The organism is candidate division WOR-3 bacterium, assembly GCA_011052815.1.
In the GTDB taxonomy this organism is placed as follows: domain Bacteria; phylum Hydrothermota; class Tepidihabitantia; order SM23-42; family SM23-42; genus DRIG01.
Genome location: DRIG01000085.1, coordinates 19,987 through 39,796 on the forward strand (window position 1 = coordinate 19,987; position 19,810 = coordinate 39,796).

The window sequence follows — 19,810 nt, forward strand, 5'->3', positions numbered from 1 at the left end:
TAAAACATTATTGTTGTAAAATCAAATATAGATAAAAGAACGGGATGGTGAGGATCAATGAATCCAGACGGTCCAGAAAACCACCGTGTCCCGGGAATATCTTTGATGCATCTTTCAGATTGACCTCTCTTTTCATTCCCGATTCAAACAGGTCTCCGATGGTCGCCATCGTGCCGATGCCGAGAGTGATCAACACCGTATCCAGGATATTGAAGGAAGGCACCCAGAGTCTGCTGAACAGGAGGGTGAAGGGATATGTCAGGGGGAAGGCAAGGAGTGTTCCTTCCCAGGATTTCTTCGGACTTATCTGTGGAGCGAATTTATGTTTACCGAATCTCGACCCGCTGAAGTAGGCGAATGTGTCATATAACCAGGTGAGCAGCAGCGGTTGTAATGCAATACTGAAACCCATCTTTCTCAGGGGGATGATGGCGGAGGGAAGTAAAGAAATATATATGATGCCGAAGATTGCGGCGGTTGCCTCAGCCAGGAAATTCGGTTTACGGCGGGAACCAGGAAAGCGCATAATGGAAAGGAGACATACGAAGACGAAAAATATCGCAAACGGCAGGAGAAGCGGGACTTCATAGTAGATGAGCAGGGGGATTGAAAACCCCGGTAAAAGCACGGCGAGGGTATGGGGATATATGTCTTTACGGTGCCAGAATCGGAAATATTCATTGGTTGCAAAGGCGATGAAGAAGATCAGCACGATCGCCAAGAGCACCGTATCGAACCAGAGCGCTCCGATGGTGATCCCGGCGAGTACCATCCCGGTTATAACCCTGTTTTTTAATTCCTTAGACTGCACCAAAAAGCCGTTCCCTTTTTTTGAAAGATTCAATCGCCTTAATATATTCCTTTTCTTTGAAGTCGGGCCAGAGGGTTTTTGTGAAATATATTTCTGTATAGGCGATCTGCCAGAGAAGAAAATTCGAAACCCTTTCCCGTTTTTCCGCACCGGTCCTTATCAAAAGTTCGGGCTCAGGAAGTTGAGGATCATACAGAAATCTGGCGAAATATTTTTCATCAAATTCATCAAGGTTTATATGTTTTTTTCTGTCTTCCAATAATATCTTCTTGACGCTGTCCACGATTTCACTTTGACCGCCGTAGTTCAAGCACAGGGTCAGCACAAGTCCTTTGTTGTTGCGGGTGACGGACAGCGAATCATCGAGGGCTTTTTTCGCATTGGGGGCGAGTTCTTCCAGTCTGCCGATGGCGTTTATCCTGACCTGATTCTCGTGCAGTTCCGGCGTTTCTTTGATGAGCATTTCTTCAAGCATCGCCATCAGGGTGTCGACTTCTTTTTTCGGTCTTTTCCAGTTCTCGGTCGAGAAGGTATATAAGGTCAAAAATTTTATATTCATTTTCCGGGACGCCTTGACTATTCTACGGACCGTTTCGACGCCGCGGCGGTGTCCGACGACGCGCGGCAGAGCCCGTTTTCTCGCCCACCGTCCATTGCCGTCCATTATAATGGCTACGTGTTTCAGTTGCTGCATCGTCTATTATATCATAAAATATTATGGAGTCAATAGCCCTAAGATCTGATTCCTCTACACTACGTTTAGATCGTTGAAAGCGATGGAGAAATGGGAAATGGAGAAACGGGGAAATGGAGAAATGGAGAAGGGGGGAAATGGAGAAACGGGGAAACGGAGAAAGGGGGAAATGGAGAAACGGGGAAACGGAGAAAGGGGGAAATGGAGAAGGGGAGAAACGGGGGATTCCTTGATTTTTGAATAGGTGATTTTACTCATAAAAGTGCTTGACATAGCCCGACTTTTTGATATAATCATATAATGAAACAACCGATCGATATTATATTTATTTCGAAAAAACATAACTTTTTACGGAGTATAAAACTACCCGGTTATCTGCTGACCTTGCTGTCATTGGTACTTGTAGGAATAGTTGTTTTCACCGTGATTCTGGTCAGCTATAACACCCGGGAGATTTTTATCGAATTAAATATTGCCAGGAGTGAAAAAGAACATAATCTTTTACTCCATCAGCTGGACTCATTGAACGCCTTGATAGATTTTACCCATAAACAATTTGACAAATATATCGCCCAGGACAACAGGGAACGTACTTTCTGGCAGATGGCATATATTCATCCGGATATCTGGTCCATGGGTGTCGGTGGTGAAAAGCCTCTGCTGGATGAAAAGTATTTATCCGGCAGGGTGCGGGAAAGACTTAATGAAATGTATGAAGTCCTCGATGTCTTAAAAGGAAAATGCTATTTGAGAAGTTCAAGCCTTAATGACATCGAGGCTCAAATCAAAGGCAAAATCACATTATGGTCGCATAAGCCATCAACCCATCCTGTACCGGGAAGGCCTCTGGGGTCAGGTTTCGGCTATCGTGTCGATCCAATCGACAAGAAGACCATCAGAATGCACTGGGGGGTTGATATCGGCGCACCCACGGGTACGGACATTCTTGCCACCGGCGACGGAGTCGTATCATATACCGGCTGGCGTAAGGGATATGGTTTGACCGTAGAGATTGACCACGGTTTCGGTTTTAAAACACGCTATGCACATTGCAGCAGTATCGTGGTGCAGAAAGGAGATATAGTGAAACGCGGTCAGACAATCGCCAGGGTCGGTTCCACAGGAAGAACGGTCGCGCCCCATCTTCATTATGAGGTCCATGTATCCGGAGTTCGTGTCAACCCTGTGCCGTATATTGATCTGGCGAACGTCGTCTTTGATTAATATCCCGCCGCGGAAAATCCTGATTGTTTTATTATTCGGAACTTTTCTTTTTTCCGATTCATTAACCGTCATTGCAGTCGGCGATATTATGATGGGTTCGACATATCCGACAGCCGATCTCCCGCCTCATAGAGGTAGGGAGTTATTTAAAAATCTTGATTCAATCCTGCTCAGCGCTGATTTGACAATGGGTAATCTGGAAGGAACTTTATTAACAGGAGGAATCTGTACCAAAAAGGTGAAAAAGGGAAGGTGTTATGCCTTCAGAACACCGCCTGATTTTGTACAGAATCTGGTGGACGCGGGTTTTGATTTTATGAATCTCGCCAATAATCATATGAATGACTTCGGTGCCGCGGGCATTGCGTCGACAATCAGGGTGCTTGACAGCGCCGGGATCAAATCGGGTGGAGCGTACGGTAAAACCGCTGCTTTTGTGATTGACAGTTTAAAAATAGCCGTACTCTGTTTTTCCACGTCACCGAACACCAATACAATCTTTGAGATTCAGGAGGCACAGCATAAGGTTGCTGAAACAGCGGCGGCGAACGATATCGTGATTGTTTCTTTTCATGGTGGAGGCGAAGGGTCAGCCTATTTGCACACCCGTGATACAATGGAGTATTTTCTGGGCAACCCGAGGGGGAATGTCGTCGAATTCGCTCATGCAGTGATCGACAGTGGAGCGGATTTTGTTTGGGGACACGGACCTCATGTTCCCAGGGCTCTTGAACTTTATAAAGACAGACTCATCGCGTACAGCCTCGGAAATTTCTGCACCTGGGGGTTTAATCTTCGGGGTGAAAAAGGATATGCTCCGCTCCTTAAGGTGGTTCTGGCGCCTGACGGTGGATTTAAACACGGAAGGATTATTTCCGCGATACAGAGACCATACGAACCGCTGATGCTCGACAGCCTTGATCAGGCGGCGAAGCTTATCAAAGAGCTGAGTGCCGCAGATTTTCCCGACTCCGCACCCGTGATAACAGAACAGGGGATGATTCTTTCTTTTCACAACACCGGCAACGATTCTTTGAAATTCAAAAAAGACAGTTATTAGAAACCACCGATGATCTCTGTCCGGGTCGCATAAGTTGCTTGACCTGTAAAGATATTTTAGTAGAATATATTAAACGGAGGTAATCATGCAAAATTTGATAGTCTTGCTTTTATTGGCTAATCCCTGGAATTGGACATTCGTCGGCCCGAGAGGCGGTGAATTTTTCTGGGCACTCAGCCATCCTGATGCAAACAATTTCGCCGCCGCTCTTTCAATGGGTGATGTGTGGCGTACGACCGACGGCGGAGTGAACTGGGAACTGTCTTTTGAAAACAGTCTGCCGGTCGCCGGAATGTTTTCTTCGCCGAATGCCGGCATAATCGTTGATTACACCGGTGAGGTATGGGTGACTCTTGACGCCGGAGTGAACTGGACGAGTGTATTGACGACCAATCATTTCCACGCAGCGAGTTTCGACGTCATCGACACGGTGATTTATCTCGCCGACAGCATTCCTCCCAGACTCTGGCGCAGTACAAATTCCGGTTTGACCTGGCAGGTTATTACTGTTTTTGATTCATTATATAGTGTTGACCAAATCGCACATATCCCCGGTTCACCCAGTACTTACTGGCTTGTAGGCCATACTCAGGATAATGACACTCTGGCATATATTTACTTTTCCGGAACCTCTTCTTTCGTTGATACGATAGTCGCCGGAGAAGTCGATGATTTTCAGGAGAACCCTGCTGATATCTGGCATACACTCATCGCAACGGATCACGGAATATATCAGGCAACTTCTGGAACAGGTCCCTGGGTGCAGCTGGCAGAGCCTTTTGCCTATGGACTGTACCAGCCGATAGATATTGAATTTACCGGAGACGATACCATCGTCGTCTCAAGTATGTTCAATCCCGGTATATTCAGGGGTGTGAGGATCGCCGGTGTCTGGATCTTTACCCAGACCGAAAACCGGGAAGGCTGCGGCTATATGAATTTCGGCGGCGCGACCACACTCTACTGCGGATCCTTAGGAAGTGGTGTTTTTAAATCGACTGATGATGGGAATTCCTGGACTATTCAGGACGGTCTTTATGGACATTTACTTTTAAGCGCCGGTGCCGTGAGCGAGATTATAGATTCCACTTTTTACTTCATCGGATTCGGAGGAAAACCGTTCAAGACCACAGATTGGGGGACGACCTGGACACCGCTTTCCCACAATTTTCTTATATACGGTTCTGCCATTGAAGTCGCTCCGACCAACCCCAATTTTCTCATTGTTTCCGCAATGGACATCGAGACGGTCGGCAGCCCGCCGATGACGATATATCGTTCAACAGACGGCGGCACCTCGTGGTCACCGGTCGATTCAACTTATGCCGCGGCGGATTTTCTTATTACAAGTAATCCTGATATAATTATGGGAATCACGGATACAGTTGTGATTCGTTCCACATCAGGCGGTAATGGCTTTTCACCGGTTTTGACGGCTGCAAACAACTTTTATAATCTTACAGGAAGAGATACGGTCTTTGTTGCTTCCCGAGACTCGACATATGTCAGTTATGATCAGGGAGCGACCTGGTCCTTCCTTGTTGATCGCGGCGGTACGTTGACCTATGATAGTATAAGAGATATACTCTATATTGTTGCGGAACAGGGTTTCTACACTTTTGATGTAAATACCGGCACACTTGACAGCCTGTCCTATAACTGTCTCACCGCTTCGGTATCACCGAACGGCAATCTCTATTTCTTATTTGTCAGTGATACTCTACGCATCGCAAGGTCTTTCGACGGCGGCAATACAATAGAAGAAGAAGTTTTCCCGATACCATTCTCCCTTAGTGGAGGAATCAAAGCCGGTGATGACGGTGTTTTCTGCTACCAGGGGATCAGAGGTCTGTGGGTGAGCAATGATATTACTTCAGGCGTTGCTGAATCGAAAGAGGAGGTTTGCGCCGGTACCCTGACGTTTGCTCCGACAATAATCAAAAAGACACAGAACGGGAAACTGCGGTTGACGCTCAATACAAACCAGCGGGTGGAGCTGAATATTGTTGATCTCACAGGTAGAAAGATAGAAGAACTCTACAATGGCAGACTCGAAGCCGGGACCCACGAATTCAATCTTTCCGCGGAAAAGCTTGCGAACGGCGTCTATTTTATCCTATATGAAACCGCTCAGAACAGAGCTACAAGAAAATTTCTTGTGATTAAATAACCGAAAGGAAAGGATCTTTCAGGCTATTGACTTATAGAAAAATCCTGTTATAATACGGCTATGAAAAACGTCGCTGTTCTGGGTGCTACAGGTCTGGTCGGTGAAACAGTCATAAAAATTTTAGAAGAGCGGAATTTTCCGGTGAAAGAACTTTTTCCCTTTGCTTCAACCAGGAGTGAAGGACAGCAGATAATATTTAAAGATACGGAAATAGGTATTTACACTGAGATCGATGATTTTCTTAATCAGGTCGATATCGTCTTCGGCTGTCTTGATGCTCCCCTGTCACGCGAACTTATTCCCAGGTTCAAAGATAAAGCGGTGGTGATTGATAATTCAAACGCCTTTCGTATGGAACCCGATGTTCCGCTCGTCGTGCCGGAGGTCAATCCGGAAAAGATAAAAGAACACAGCGGTTTGATAGCGAATCCCAACTGTTCGACGATTCAGATGGTTGTCGCATTGTATCCACTTCATAAAAAAGCAAGGATAAAGAGGGTATTCGTGGCGACCTATCAATCGGTTTCCGGCTATGGAAAAGGTGCGGTTGAAGAACTTCAGTATGAGATTGAATGTCTCGGTATGAATGAAGAGATAAGAAAATATGAAGACAGTGTATTTCCGCTTCCGATCGGCAATAATGTCATCCCTCAGATCGGTGGTTTCAATGAAGAGGGGTATACTACTGAAGAGATGAAGATGGTGAATGAAACCCGTAAGATTTTCGACGACCCCACCATTAGTGTTACATCGACCTGTGTGCGTATCCCGGTCTTTATCAGCCATAGTGAAGCGATATCGATTGAATTCGAGCAACCCCTTTCTCCGAATGAGGCAAAGGAGATTCTGCGGGAGGCTCCAGGGGTGAGACTCTTTGAAAAAGAAGATAAATACCCGGTGCCCTATCATGCTTCAGGAAAAGACCTGGTTTTCGTCGGAAGGTTGAGGAGGGACCTTGCGTTTGAAAACGGTCTTGCGATGTGGGTCGTAGCCGACAACGTTCGCAAAGGAGCGGCACTCAACGCAGTGCAGATCGCCGAACTGTTGTAATCAGAGGAGTTCATTTTCCGGTGATTCTTATCAAAAAAAATATGGAGGACGGTTTTTTTTGAATAGATGAATATTATAGGCTGGGCAGGTATTGTCATATCCTTGGTCTTTATTCTGGTTGCGGCACGCCGGAGCCTGCCGTTGGCGCTTTTTTTAGGCGCAGTCATTCTCGGTTTATTCACGCTTCCGGTTCCGGAAATCTTCAAGAGTATTCTTCGCACCCTTTCAGACCCTTCGATTATTCTTCTGGCGCTGGCAATGGGTGTTATTCCGATGATCGGTGGAGTGATGAAACAGAGCGGCCAGATGGACGACCTCGTCAAAAATTTAAGGATCGGAAGAAAAGGGCTGATGGCTCTGTCACCGGCGATTATGGGGCTTCTTCCTATGCCCGGCGGTGCATTGCTGTCCGCACCGATTCTGGAAAAAGGCGGAGAGGGTGTTTCTTCGGAGCTGAAGGTTGCGATAAATGATTGGTTTCGTCATCTCTTTGTGATGATATATCCGCTCAGCTCCGCGCTTATCGCTTCCGCGAAAATTTCAAGCCTCAATGTCTACACAGCCGCCCTTTATCTTATGCCGACATTCTTCTTCGCGCTGGCGCTCGGATATATCTTTTTCATAAGAAGAGTGCACGGTTCCATCACTTATACGGAGGAATTTTCACTGAGAAGATTGATTATACCGCTGGGTATTATTCTCATTGCACCGTTCCTTGATTTTACCTTAAAGAAGATATTTACGCTTCCGGTAAAAGAACTGGCGACATTCATCGGGGTGAGTGTCGCCTTTGCTTTTTCCTGGAAATTGAGCACGGTTGAACTGAATATAAAGAGTATTGCAAAGAGGATGAAACCCTGGAATTTTACTCTGATCATTCTGGGGATGTTTGTTTTTTTACATATATTTCAATCATCAAATGTCGCCGAACTTATCGCGGCCATTCCGCTTACACCCGCCACCCTTTGTGTGGTAAGCGGTTTTATTCTCGGGTTCGCCACGGGCAGGGTGTTGCTGCCGGCATCGATAATCCTGCCGGTGTATCTGACCGCGGCACCGATGACCCCGGTGATCTTCGCGATTATCTACACGAGTATATTTTTCGGTTATGTAATATCTCCGGTCCATCCCTGCGTGGGGGTTTCCCTGGAGTATTTTAAAGTGCCATTAAAAAATTTCTTTCGGCTTCTATTGATTCCCACCTTCATAATCTTTATCGTCGCTTTGATGATCTCTATTTTTTGTATTTAATCGCTTGACAAAAAAAATTAAGAGACTAAAATAGTAATAACAGAGACAGAAAATGTTTGCGCTGCTTTTTTTAATCTCTCAATTTTACAGTGATGAACCCGCGGGTTATTTCAGAACCCCCGTATTTACTGCATACGGAATAGTCGTGACCGATGATCATTATTCGACGCTGTATCTTGTCAGGAAGAACACCTTAAAGAAGTTGGTCGAGGCGCCGGGGTGCGGTCGATATTATACCGTGTCAGGTGACGGGCGGCTCATCGGTTTCAAATTGATTTCAGAAGACGGCTTACAAAGACCGGCGATATATGATTTGAAACAAGAAAAAACGAAACAACTCCACGGCCCTGTTTTTTGTGCGGGGCAGGTGTCATTTTCTTATAATAATAATATAGCATTTACAATCGGTGAACAATTTTTTCTGCAACAGGATGATGGAACGGACAGCTATTTGATTGGTTATTATTCAAATCTTGCTCCGGTATCACCGGATTGTCGGTATGTGGTTTATAATGATGAAGATGACAGGCTCTGGGTTCTTCGTTTAAGTGATGGAAAGCGGGTATGTATCACCGACCATAAAAAAGGCTGTTTTGCACCAGTCTGGTCAAATGGCAGCCGGTATCTTCTTTATTCAAGCCTTGACGGTTTTATCAAGGTGTATGATATCGTCGAACAGAGAACCTTTGATATTGATCAGGGCTATAGTCCGGCATGGTCGTTTGATGATAAATATATAATTTATTACAAAACAAAGACTGATGATCATCGATTGACCGGCTCTGACTTATTCCTTGCAAAGTTTGACGGCACTCAGATTATTCAATTGACCGCTACTCCGCATATCCTGGAGATCGATCCAAAATTTTATAGTAAAGAGCATATCATCTTTACGGTCTATGACCGGAATGAAATTTTTACTGCAAGGATTTTTCAGGATAAACTGGTTGATATTGAATTACTTTATCAAAGAAAAAATCCGCTGTCCGTCAATCATGCAGCCGTGAATCCCGACTACAGAATGCGCGACTCAATCGATGTGCCCTATCTTCATCAGGTCTATGATGTCCCGGACTGGTTTAACGGACACTGGGCGTGTGCACCGACAACCGCAATGATGGCGATCGCCTATTATTATAAACTGCCTTACTGGGACTGTTCCTGTTCTCTGCCGTATAATCATACCAGCCATTATGGGCGGTATATCTGTGAGCGTTACCACTACTATGAGGTTGACTATAACTGGTCAGCCCAGGACCCGAGCGGTAACTGGGCAGAGGGTGGTTACGGTTATATGTGGTATGACACAAATCGTCCATACACCCATATGGCTCTTTATTTGAATAATCACGGGCTCAATTCCTGGCGGGACGATTCTCCCACCTTCAATGAAACGGTCGCTGAACTTGATTCAGGTTATCCGTATGGAATGTGTGTGGGATTGACTGCAGCTGGTCATCTTGTGCTTGCCGTGGGTCAGGTTTTAACCTGGCACACGCTTATTTTCAATGACCCCTACGGGAATAAGAACACAGCCGGTTATCCGAGTTATGACGGAAAGTATGCACGATATGATTGGCCCGGTTATAATAACGGATACGAAAATCTGAATAATGTTTACTGGTGTGTCGGAGCAAGGGGCGGGTGGGAGATCGCCGCAGATACGATTGTCGATGATCTTCAATTTAACAGCGGTTTTTATCTTCATACAGAAGAGCCGTCTTCAATGGCATTCTGGTGGGACAGATTAACCGGTTTTCAAGGACATACATGGTGGACATATACCACGGCTGCAGCGGGTCAGGACACCTGCTATGCAATATGGACACCGCACTTAGCTGTTGCCGGCGATTATGAGGTTTTTGCTTATATCCCTTCAACCGACGGCCAGGCAACCGGGGCTCGATATCGGGTGTTCTATAACGGCGACAGTCAAACAGTCGTTATTAATCAGGCAAACTATGTGGATCAATGGGTGTCACTGGGTGTATATCCATTTGATACAACCGGTGGATATGTGTATCTTGGTGATGCGACCGGTGAGCAGGGGCAGCACATCGCCTTTGACGCAGTGAGATGGAGTTATCAGGGGGCAGGGGTTAAAGAACGTGCCGTTCTGAAATCAACCAGAGATTGGATTATTACCTTCGGCACCAACCCGGTAAGGGATAATATAATTTTAAGGCTTAAACTACGTACGGCAAAAGAATCTGTTTTTTCAATCTACAACAGTGCTGGAGCTTGTGTGTATAAAGAAGAAAAAGGGTTTTTAAATAAAGGTAATCATATTATTAAAATAAATGTCTCGACATTCAGCGCAGGTGTTTACTTTATTAAGGTAAAACTCGATTCCCAGAACACAATCAGAAAGATTATAATTTTATGATTTTTTCCAGGGTGTATATTTTGTTAAACTCGGCTTGAGTAATCAGTCTATCGTGCAAAAAGTTGTGCTGGTAAGATAGTTATTGACAAGCGGTAAGAAAAGAGGACAGGTTGAAAAAGGTTGACTTTAGAGTAAAGTTAATTATAATTCAACATCGGGGTCGTAGTTCAGCCTGGATAGAACGCCTGCCTGTCACGCAGGAGGTCGCGAGTTCAAATCTCGTCGGCCCCGTTTTTTTATTCCCTATCCATCTTCAGGTTGACAGAGTATTATTTTGCCGTATACTTAGATGAATGTTTTTTCTTATTCCCGTCGGTAGTGAAGAAGGTGTAAGAAGACTGCCCTATCTCACGATCGGTCTGATCGCCTTCAACACTCTGATCTATTTTATAACAAGTATGGTGCTCAATAATCAGGTGCACCGGTTGAACCAGATAAATCAGCAGCTTTTTGATATTGAATCAAAATATATGTACCGTATCATCGAAGAAGATCCGGAAATGCTGCAGCACGGCACAATTGATCAACTGCGTGAAAAATTCGCCGATGACGGGATTATACCGCTTGAGAGCGAAGACTATACACGCTGGCATTTGTTATACAAAGATTATAAAAGACAGCGGGCTGAACTTGTATTTGAGCGCTGGGGATTTGTTCCGAAGAGATTTGATGTTCTTAAAATACTTTCATCAATGTTTATTCACGCAAATTTCTTCCACCTGTTATTTAATATGTTGTTTTTATGGCTCGTCGGATGTAATATTGAAGACGATTGGTCGTGGAAGCTTTTTCTCGGATTGTATATATCCGCCGGTATCGTCGCTTCGTTGATACATACGGCGGCTTTTCCTCACAGTGAGGTGCCTCTTATCGGCGCTTCGGGCGCCATCGCCGGGGTAATGGGTGCGTTCATGATACGACACTACAAGACAAAGATCAGGTTCGCCTACTTTTTATGGTTCTTTTTAAAACCATATTATGGAACATTCTCGATCTATGCGGGTATTGCATTACCCTTCTGGTTCCTGCAGCAGATCATCGGTGCGAGCTGGAGTGTGGAAAGTGGTACAGCATACTGGGCGCACATCGGCGGTTTTGTATTCGGAACCGGGGTCGGTGCTGCAATGAAATTTTTCGGTCTTGAACAAAAGTATATCGCTCCGATGGTTGAAGAAAGTTTTGAGAAGTTGAAGGTTTCTCCGAAGATGAAAGAGATCTATAAAAAGATGGACGCAGGTGATACCGCGGGAGCGGTTCCATTGTTACTTACGATATTGAACGAAGAACCGCAGAATTTTGATGCCCCACTGATGCTCGGCAGGATATATTTTGAAAAAGGACATCTGGACGACGCCGGTCTGATGTATAGCCGGGCATTACAATCCATTATTCGGCTTGATGATATAGAACTGTTGATATCGACCTTTGAAGAGATGGAAGAAAAAAAACTGGTTGATAAAATCAACGAAAAACTATTATACGAACTCGCCGGATTTTTAGAACGACACAAAAAATACCAGCTGGCGGTCAGGGCATTCGGTTTTTATATCCAGCTCTTTCCTCAAAGTAAAGTAAGACCCAAGGCGATCTACCGAACCTATATTCTCTTTAAAGATCGGTTGAATGATCCGAATATGGCGCAACGCGCCTACGCCTTTTTGAAAAAAGAATACCCTGACTCTCCTTTTTAAGGAAAAAATACTGACTTGTTGTTTTTTTAAATTTGTGTATAATTAAGAGTGAATATTGTAAAGCAGGTGTTGACGACGGTTGAGAATACCATCAAGAAATATAAGATGTTCGACGGTGTGGATTGCGCCGTGATTGCATTCTCCTCAGGACCTGATTCAGTCTGTCTGCTTGATGTTTTACACAGAATTTACGGCGGAAAGATAAACTTCCACCTTGTTTATATAAATCACGGTTTGCGGGCGTCCGAATCTTTAAATAAAGAGGAGAGGTTGACAAAAAGATATGCGGAAAAATATAATCTGGATTATAAAATAATCAAAATTAAGGTGAAGAAGACCGGAACCGGTATCGAGGATGCGGCACGCCGCAAGCGATACGACGTCCTGCTCGATTATATGGAGGCAACCGATTGCCGGCGGATCGTGCTGGGACATAATTGTGATGATCTGGTCGAGACCTTTTTGATGAATATGATCAGAGGAAGCGGGGCACGGGGTCTGCGTTCAATCCCGGCGGTGCGCCTTCCTTTTGTAAGACCATTAATCGATCTCAAGAAAGAAGAGATTCTTGAATATTTAAGAAAAAAGAGGTTGTCCTTTACACGCGACAGGACAAACCGAAGTATAATTTATCGAAGAAATTTTGTCCGGCGCAGAATAATTCCGGAAATTTTGAAGATAAATCCGGAGTTTCATAAAACCATAAAAAAAGAGATTGAAATACTGAAAGAGGATGATGATTATCTTGAGAGGGAAGCGGAAAGGGTTTATCGTTCCGCGGTTGTGGAAGAAACAGACCATATTTCCCTTGACATCAAGAAAATTCTTCGGTATAATTCAGCGGTTACCAAACGTGTAGTGATGAGAGTGATAAAAAGATTACACGGAGACCTGAATGGTTTTGAAAGTAAACATTTCGAAGAGATTCTGGGTCTAAAGATCAGGGAAAGCGGTAAAAAAATAGATCTGCCCAAGAGACTGTACGCCCGACGGGAATACGACAGGATTACGATCGGGATTGCGCGACCGGCTGACTTTACGTTCATTCCGCTCGACGTTGATAAACAGGGGAGTATAGCAGCCGGTGATTATCTGCTCAAGTTCCGGGTGGTTGCGGAATTTTTGTTGAAGCGGCGTAAATCCAATGTGGAAGTTTTTGATCTTGATAAACTTGAACTACCGCTTTTTTTACGGAACAGAAAAAGAGGAGATTATATTGAAACAAAGGTCGGAAAGAAAAAATTCAAGAAGATATATAATGAATTCAAAATTCCCCGGCATAAGCGGGACAGAATGCTTTTACTCTGTGATCAAAAAGGGGTTTTGATGATTCCCGGATTTGTGCGTGCCTATCGGGCGTTTATCGACAAAAAGACAAAGAGATTTCTGGTGGTGGAAGTTGAATATACTGGTTAAAGAAAAGACAATCCAGCAGCGGGTGAAAGAACTCGGCAGACAGATCAATAATGACTATCGGAACAAGACACCGATACTTGTCGGGGTTCTGAAAGGTGCGTTTGTTTTTATGGCTGATCTGTTAAGGGAGATAGATATCCCGGTTGAGGTCGATTTTCTTTCGATCGCCAGTTATGACGGCAGGGAATCAAGCGGCGTCGTACGCTTGAACAGTGATCTCTCTTTGAACATCGAAGACCGTGATGTGATTCTAATCGAGGATATCGTGGACAGCGGCAGGACGATCAATTATATCATTAAAAATCTGAAGACACGTAAACCGCGGAGTTTAGCTGTCTGCACTTTACTTAATAAGAAAGAAGAACGTATCGTCGATGTACCTTTAACCTATGTCGGTTTTGATATTCCGGGTGTCTTTGTGGTGGGTTACGGCCTCGACTATTTAAACAGATATCGTAATTTAAGAGACATTGGAGTACTGAATGACAGGTAAACAGCCAGTTAAGAAACGAGCGTGGCAGACCGTGATAATCTGGTCGATACTTATTATCGCCGTATACGTAATCGTCTTGCAGTTGCTCAATCGAGGGGGCAAGGCGGTGGATATTCCTTATTCGATTTTTTTACGTGAACTGCGGCAGGACAACGTATCCGAGGTTACCATTACGGAGAAATCCATCAGGGGTAAATTCAATACGTCGATTTCATATCAGGACAGAGGGAATTTTTCCGAGTTCACGACCCTCATACCTTTTGAGGATCCGCGGCTTGCGGATGAGTTGGTCAAGCACAATGTAGAGGTCGTCGCAAAACAGAAATCAGGCTGGGGCAACATTGTGATAAATATTGTACCCTGGCTTCTGTTGATCGGCGTATGGATTTTCTTCATCAGACAGATGCAGTCGGGTCAGAATAAAGCACTCGGGTTCGGACGCAGTCGGGCAAAGGTTATCCTTGAAAATAAACCGTCTGTGACGTTCAAGGACGTAGCCGGTGTTGAAGAGGCGAAACAGGAACTGCAGGAGGTTATCGAGTTTCTCAAAGAACCGAGGAAATTTACAAGGCTCGGCGGCAGAATTCCGAAAGGAGTTTTGCTTCTGGGACCCCCTGGTACGGGCAAGACCCTGATGGCACGTGCCGTCGCCGGTGAAGCAAGGGTTCCTTTTATGTCAATCAGTGGTTCAAACTTTGTCGAGATGTTTGTCGGAGTCGGTGCTTCGCGTGTACGCGACCTCTTTGACCAGGCGAAACGGAATTCACCGTGCATCATCTTTATCGATGAAATCGATGCAGTCGGAAGATTGAGGGGAGCAGGACTCGGCGGTGGTCATGACGAACGGGAACAGACCCTGAACCAATTGCTGGTGGAAATGGATGGTTTTGAGGTGAATGAAGGAATTATTCTTATGGCGGCGACGAACAGACCTGATATTCTTGATCCCGCACTTTTAAGGCCGGGACGTTTTGATCGGGTCGTGGTACTTGATCGACCAGATGTGCGTGGAAGGATGGGAATACTCAAGGTGCATACCCGTAAAAAACCGCTTGCTGAAGATGTGGACCTTGATGTCCTGGCACGCGGTACCCCTGGTTTTTCCGGAGCCGACCTCGCCAATATGGTGAATGAGGCGGCGCTTCTCGCCGCACGCAGGAATAAAGAAAATATCACGATGGCTGAGTTTGAAGATGCGAAGGATAAGATCCTGATGGGGGTTGAACGGAAGAGCCTTTTGATTTCCGACGATGAGAAGAAATTAACTGCATACCATGAATGCGGTCATGTGCTTGTTGCGAAGTCACTGCCGGGAATGGACCCGATTCATAAGGTGACGATAATCCCCAGAGGTATGTCACTGGGAGTGACCCAGGCGCTGCCGATCGATGAACGCCGTACCTATTCAAAGTCCTATTGTAAAAACCAGCTTGCATTTATGCTCGGCGGCAGGGCGGCTGAGAAGATCGTGCTCGGCGACCTTTCGACCGGAGCGGGTAATGATATTGAAAAGGCGACAAAACTCGCCCGCAAAATGGTCTGTGAATGGGGGATGAGCGATCGTTTGGGTCCCCTTACCTACGGTGAGAAACAGGAAGAGATATTCCTGGGTCGGGAAATCGGTATGCATCGGGATTATTCTGAAGATACTGCCCGTGAAATAGACGAGGAAATCAAGAAGATCATAGAAGAAGCCGAACATCGGGCTGAGCAGATAATAAAGAAAAATTTGAAAAAACTCAAGAAATTAGCCGGCACCCTGCTTGAAAAAGAGATCCTGACCAGTGAAGAGATTGATAAAATATTAGGAGTCAAACGTGCCGAAAAAAGAGCAAAAAAGAAATCCCGTAGTTAAATCCCGCGATAAAAGAAAGGGGAGTAGGATGGACAAAAAAGAGATTGAGAAGGCGGTGAAGATTATCCTCAAAGCGATTGGTGAGGATCTTGATCGAGACGGCCTTAGAGATACACCGCGACGCATCGCCCAGATGTATGAAGAGATATTTTCCGGATTAAAAAAGGACCCGAAGAAAGAGCTGAAGACATACACCGCCAAGAATGAAGATGAGATGATAATCATCAAGGATATTCCTTTTTATTCGGTTTGTGAACATCATCTGCTGCCTTTTTTCGGAAAGGCACACGTGGTTTATATCCCCAAAAGGAATAGAATCACGGGTTTTTCAAGTCTGGTGAGGGTCATCGACGTCATGGCGAAACGTCCCATTGTTCAGGAGCGTTTGACGCACGAGATCGCCGATTTTTTCATGGAACATCTTAAACCGATGGGGGTACTTGTGGTGATTGAAGCCGAACATCTCTGTCTTTCCATGATCGGTGTAAAAAAACCCGGGACCCTTACCGTTACTTCAGCGATCCGCGGGGCGATGAGAAGACCGGCGACCCGCGCCGAGGCGTTTTCCCTGATAAAAGGAAAATAGACGAAAAAAATGGTTGTTGATTAATCTACTGGATTCGACGCCATTTCTGCACTTCACCGAAAAGTTTTGATTCCTTGGCAAACTTACGGATTACCAGAATACCGTCACTCTGCAGGGTGAAGTAGACGTCCTTATACTCGATAGAAGTAATGTTTCCGTCCATATCTACTTTTTTAATTAAATCTTTTCCTTTCCATTTATTCGTTCCCACCGGCTCGATATCACGCCATTTTATGTCGTTCTCGGCGAAACCGAGATAATTGAGGATGCCCGCAGGTTTTATCAATTTCCCGTGATACATCTTACCGACGACCTCGACCTGCACAATGGTTCCTTCAGCGTCATCGCCGAATCTCTCCCACTGGCCGATTATCGGATCTTCAACACAACCGAACAAAAACAGTAAAAATAAGACCGTAAATATGATTCTTCTCATTTTATACTCCTCCTCTTTGCTTGCTTAAACATTACTAAAAATTTATTATAGCCGTAAAATAAAATTAGTCAAGAATTTTTGTAATTTTTTTTTGTCAAAAGAACCAATTACTACTTCAGCAACACCATTTTTCTAATTTCACTCAAATTTCCCGTATTGAAGCGATAAAAATAGACACCGGCTCCGACATTGTTACCAGCATTATCCTTACCATCCCAGGTAACTTGATTGAATTGTTTGATATACGAATAGTCAAACCGTCTCACCAATCTCCCACAAACATCGTAAATTTCCAGATTAACCCTGCTGTTACCGGTTAGCTGGTATTTGATTTTCGTGGTCCAGGTGAAGGGATTTGGGGAGTTCTGAAACAGAACACAATTCAAACCCTTCACTTGAGAAGCATTTTCCGCAATGCCTGTAAAGTCCTGGAACATACCCCAGATGCGCATTGTATTTGCCGGCCGTGCACCCAGGCTGTCAGTAAACCCTGTATAGGTGATCAGAAACTTATTAAAGCCTTTTGTTAAAGCCGGCTCAATCTGCAAATTAGCCTGATCTGAAACGATAAATGTATCTATTACAAAACCCGAAGGGTTTACATAACAACCGTAAATATCTGTATAATCACCATTACGCCAATCCTCCCAGATTACACAGTAATTCTGACCGTCAAATTTAATCTGGGGAGCGTATTGACAAGAAGGTGCGGTACATATAGCAATAGCATTGGTATCCAATACAACTCCTGCTGTATCTACACGGGCACCGTAGATATCAACATAAGCATAGCCGTTACGTTGATCTTCCCAAATAACCAAATAATTTACACCATCAAAGGCAATTGACGGATACCATTGTTTATAAGAACCCGTGGCAATTGGTATTGAGATCGTATCTAAAAGCACTCCTGTAGTATCAATACGTACCCCATAAATATTAAAAGTACTTTCATGGGTCCCGTAATGCCAGACCACAAAATAATTCGTGCCGTCAAAGGCAATTGAGGGATGTCTATCATAATATACACCATTTGAAATTAAAATGACAGTTGTATCTAAAACTGAGCCTGTTGTATCTATTCTAACTGCACAAATATCATTGTTGTATTCCCATGCAACAAAATATCTTGTACCGTCAAATATTATTGATGGGTTATCGCCACCATTTGTAAAGACATCAATTGTATCTATAACGGTCCCGGCGGTATCAACCCGTACTGCTTTGACACCGCTACATACTACTAAGTAATTAGTTCCATCAAAAGCAATCACTGGATTAGCTCCTTCAATAAGAGGAATCCCGTATGGTTCTAAAACTGTCCCGAGAGTATCTATACGAGTTCCATATATACAGGAAGACGAACTGTCACGATAATCCTCCCAGACCGCGAAATAATTTGTACCGTCAAATGATGCTGAAGAAAAGCGCCCCGGATATGCTGACATGGATAAAAGAATCGACACAGTGTCGATAACAACTCCTGAGGTATCAACCCGTGCACCATAGATTTCATCATCACTGAATTGACCTGTATGCCAGGTGATAAAATAATTTTCACCATCAAAGGCGGCAGCAGGGCTGCCAGCAGTATCCGGTGATACAACCATTCCCGAGGGGTCTAAAACTACTCCTGCTGTATCTACACGGGCACAATAAACTGTAGTATAATCTGACCAGACAACAAGATAATTAGTACCGTCACAAGTGGTTGATGGATTATAACCCCGATCAGATGATATCATAATGCTATTGGTATCTAATAGGACTCCTGCTGTATCTACACGGGCACCGTAGATATGAGCACCAGAACCACTGCCGTCCTGCCAGACGACAAAATAGTATGGATCACCGAATGTAACTGAACAATAGGATTGATCGCCCGGTGCGGTACATATAGCAATAGCATTGGTATCTAATAGGACTCCTGCTGTATCTACACGGGCACCGTAGATATCATCCCATGTCCCCCAGACAACCAGGTAATTGTTGTTGTCAAAAGAAACAGATACAGAGAGGCATTCTCCTGTGGCTGATATTAAAATGCCATCAGGGTCCAAAATCGTACCATCAGGACTCACCCGGCAACCATAAATACCAGCTGGAACTCGCTGATCATACCACACTACGAAGAAGTTTGTGCCATCAAAGGCAACAGCAGGTGTAGCTTGCAGGGTCGCTGGTATCGCAGAAATCTCAAACCCATCAGGATCTAACACAGTTCCATTTGTATCAGTGCGCGCACCATAAATATCGCCGCCGAGACCCTGGCGAAAATCACTCCAGGTGATAAGGAATACACCATCTCCATAGGCAATGCCAGGTGTGCATGGAAGATACCCAGCTATTAGGACATAGTAGGATACAAATATACCTGCAGAATCCAATAAAACACCTTCGGGAGTTACACGACAGCCATAAACATTCAAATAACCACTGTCTTCATAATGATAGGGTATTCCATTACGCCAGTCAAACCAGACCACAAAATAATTCGTACCATCAAAGGCAACCGCCGGATAACTTTGACCAGAAAAGGCGGAAATATAAGTAAGAGTGGTGTCGAGTAGAAATTCATTATCCTGTGTAAATAATAGAAATCCACATGCCGTACTCATAATAATTATTACGCTAAAAACTTTCATAATTTTCACTCCTTAAATTTCAAGAAAAAACAATCCGCAGCA

Annotated in this window: 15 protein-coding genes and 1 tRNA gene; 12 read left to right on the forward strand and 4 right to left on the reverse strand. The window is 44.6% G+C overall.

Annotated elements, in window-relative coordinates; translation table 11 throughout:
- Positions 1-7: 7 nt before the first annotated feature.
- Positions 8-811 (reverse strand): hypothetical protein, encoded by an 804-nt coding sequence (locus ENI34_07800; GenBank protein ID HEC79026.1) that lies wholly within the window; start codon positions 809-811, stop codon positions 8-10.
- Complete coding sequence (locus ENI34_07805; protein HEC79027.1) at positions 801-1,505, reverse strand: isoprenyl transferase; 705 nt, start codon at positions 1,503-1,505, stop codon at positions 801-803. Before ENI34_07805 ends, ENI34_07800 begins: the two co-directional genes overlap by 11 nt.
- Before the next feature lie 300 nt (positions 1,506-1,805).
- Between ENI34_07805 and ENI34_07810 the strand changes: the two genes are divergently transcribed.
- The 12 genes from ENI34_07810 (at position 1,806) to folE (ending at position 16,687) form a co-directional block, all read left to right on the forward strand.
- On the forward strand, positions 1,806-2,729 hold the full coding sequence (locus ENI34_07810; GenBank protein HEC79028.1) for a M23 family metallopeptidase: 924 nt from the start codon (positions 1,806-1,808) through the stop codon (positions 2,727-2,729).
- On the forward strand, positions 2,656-3,789 hold the full coding sequence (locus ENI34_07815) for a CapA family protein (protein HEC79029.1): 1,134 nt from the start codon (positions 2,656-2,658) through the stop codon (positions 3,787-3,789). The genes ENI34_07810 and ENI34_07815 overlap by 74 nt, the downstream gene beginning before the upstream one ends.
- A gap of 85 nt (positions 3,790-3,874) precedes the next feature.
- Positions 3,875-5,959, forward strand: a complete 2,085-nt coding sequence (locus ENI34_07820; protein ID HEC79030.1) for a T9SS type A sorting domain-containing protein — start codon at positions 3,875-3,877, stop codon at positions 5,957-5,959.
- A 60-nt stretch (positions 5,960-6,019) separates the two neighbouring features.
- A complete protein-coding gene (locus ENI34_07825; GenBank protein ID HEC79031.1) occupies positions 6,020-7,009 on the forward strand; it encodes an aspartate-semialdehyde dehydrogenase in 990 nt (329 codons plus the stop codon).
- Between the two features lie 66 nt (positions 7,010-7,075).
- Positions 7,076-8,260 carry a DUF401 family protein gene (locus ENI34_07830; protein HEC79032.1) on the forward strand — a complete coding sequence of 395 codons (1,185 nt, stop codon included), beginning with the start codon at positions 7,076-7,078 and terminating at the stop codon, positions 8,258-8,260.
- A 52-nt stretch (positions 8,261-8,312) separates the two neighbouring features.
- Positions 8,313-10,646 (forward strand): T9SS type A sorting domain-containing protein, encoded by a 2,334-nt coding sequence (locus tag ENI34_07835; GenBank protein HEC79033.1) that lies wholly within the window; start codon positions 8,313-8,315, stop codon positions 10,644-10,646.
- A gap of 156 nt (positions 10,647-10,802) precedes the next feature.
- Positions 10,803-10,877, forward strand: a tRNA-Asp gene (locus tag ENI34_07840).
- A 62-nt stretch (positions 10,878-10,939) separates the two neighbouring features.
- On the forward strand, positions 10,940-12,337 hold the full coding sequence (locus ENI34_07845; GenBank protein ID HEC79034.1) for a rhomboid family intramembrane serine protease: 1,398 nt from the start codon (positions 10,940-10,942) through the stop codon (positions 12,335-12,337).
- Between the two features lie 48 nt (positions 12,338-12,385).
- Positions 12,386-13,753, forward strand: coding sequence for a tRNA lysidine(34) synthetase TilS (tilS, locus tag ENI34_07850; protein HEC79035.1), 1,368 nt, complete (start codon positions 12,386-12,388; stop codon positions 13,751-13,753).
- Positions 13,737-14,246, forward strand: a complete 510-nt coding sequence (hpt, locus tag ENI34_07855; protein HEC79036.1) for a hypoxanthine phosphoribosyltransferase — start codon at positions 13,737-13,739, stop codon at positions 14,244-14,246. Before tilS ends, hpt begins: the two co-directional genes overlap by 17 nt.
- A complete protein-coding gene (locus ENI34_07860; protein HEC79037.1) occupies positions 14,236-16,101 on the forward strand; it encodes an ATP-dependent metallopeptidase FtsH/Yme1/Tma family protein in 1,866 nt (621 codons plus the stop codon). The genes hpt and ENI34_07860 overlap by 11 nt, the downstream gene beginning before the upstream one ends.
- Before the next feature lie 28 nt (positions 16,102-16,129).
- Positions 16,130-16,687: a GTP cyclohydrolase I FolE gene (gene folE, locus ENI34_07865; GenBank protein ID HEC79038.1), complete on the forward strand. Its 558-nt coding sequence runs from the start codon at positions 16,130-16,132 to the stop codon at positions 16,685-16,687.
- Positions 16,688-16,712: 25 nt separating this feature from the next.
- Here the strand turns inward: folE and ENI34_07870 are convergent, their stop codons facing one another.
- Positions 16,713-17,123 (reverse strand): hypothetical protein, encoded by a 411-nt coding sequence (locus ENI34_07870; GenBank protein ID HEC79039.1) that lies wholly within the window; start codon positions 17,121-17,123, stop codon positions 16,713-16,715.
- Between the two features lie 110 nt (positions 17,124-17,233).
- On the reverse strand, positions 17,234-19,768 hold the full coding sequence (locus ENI34_07875; GenBank protein HEC79040.1) for a T9SS type A sorting domain-containing protein: 2,535 nt from the start codon (positions 19,766-19,768) through the stop codon (positions 17,234-17,236).
- Positions 19,769-19,810: the final 42 nt, after the last annotated feature.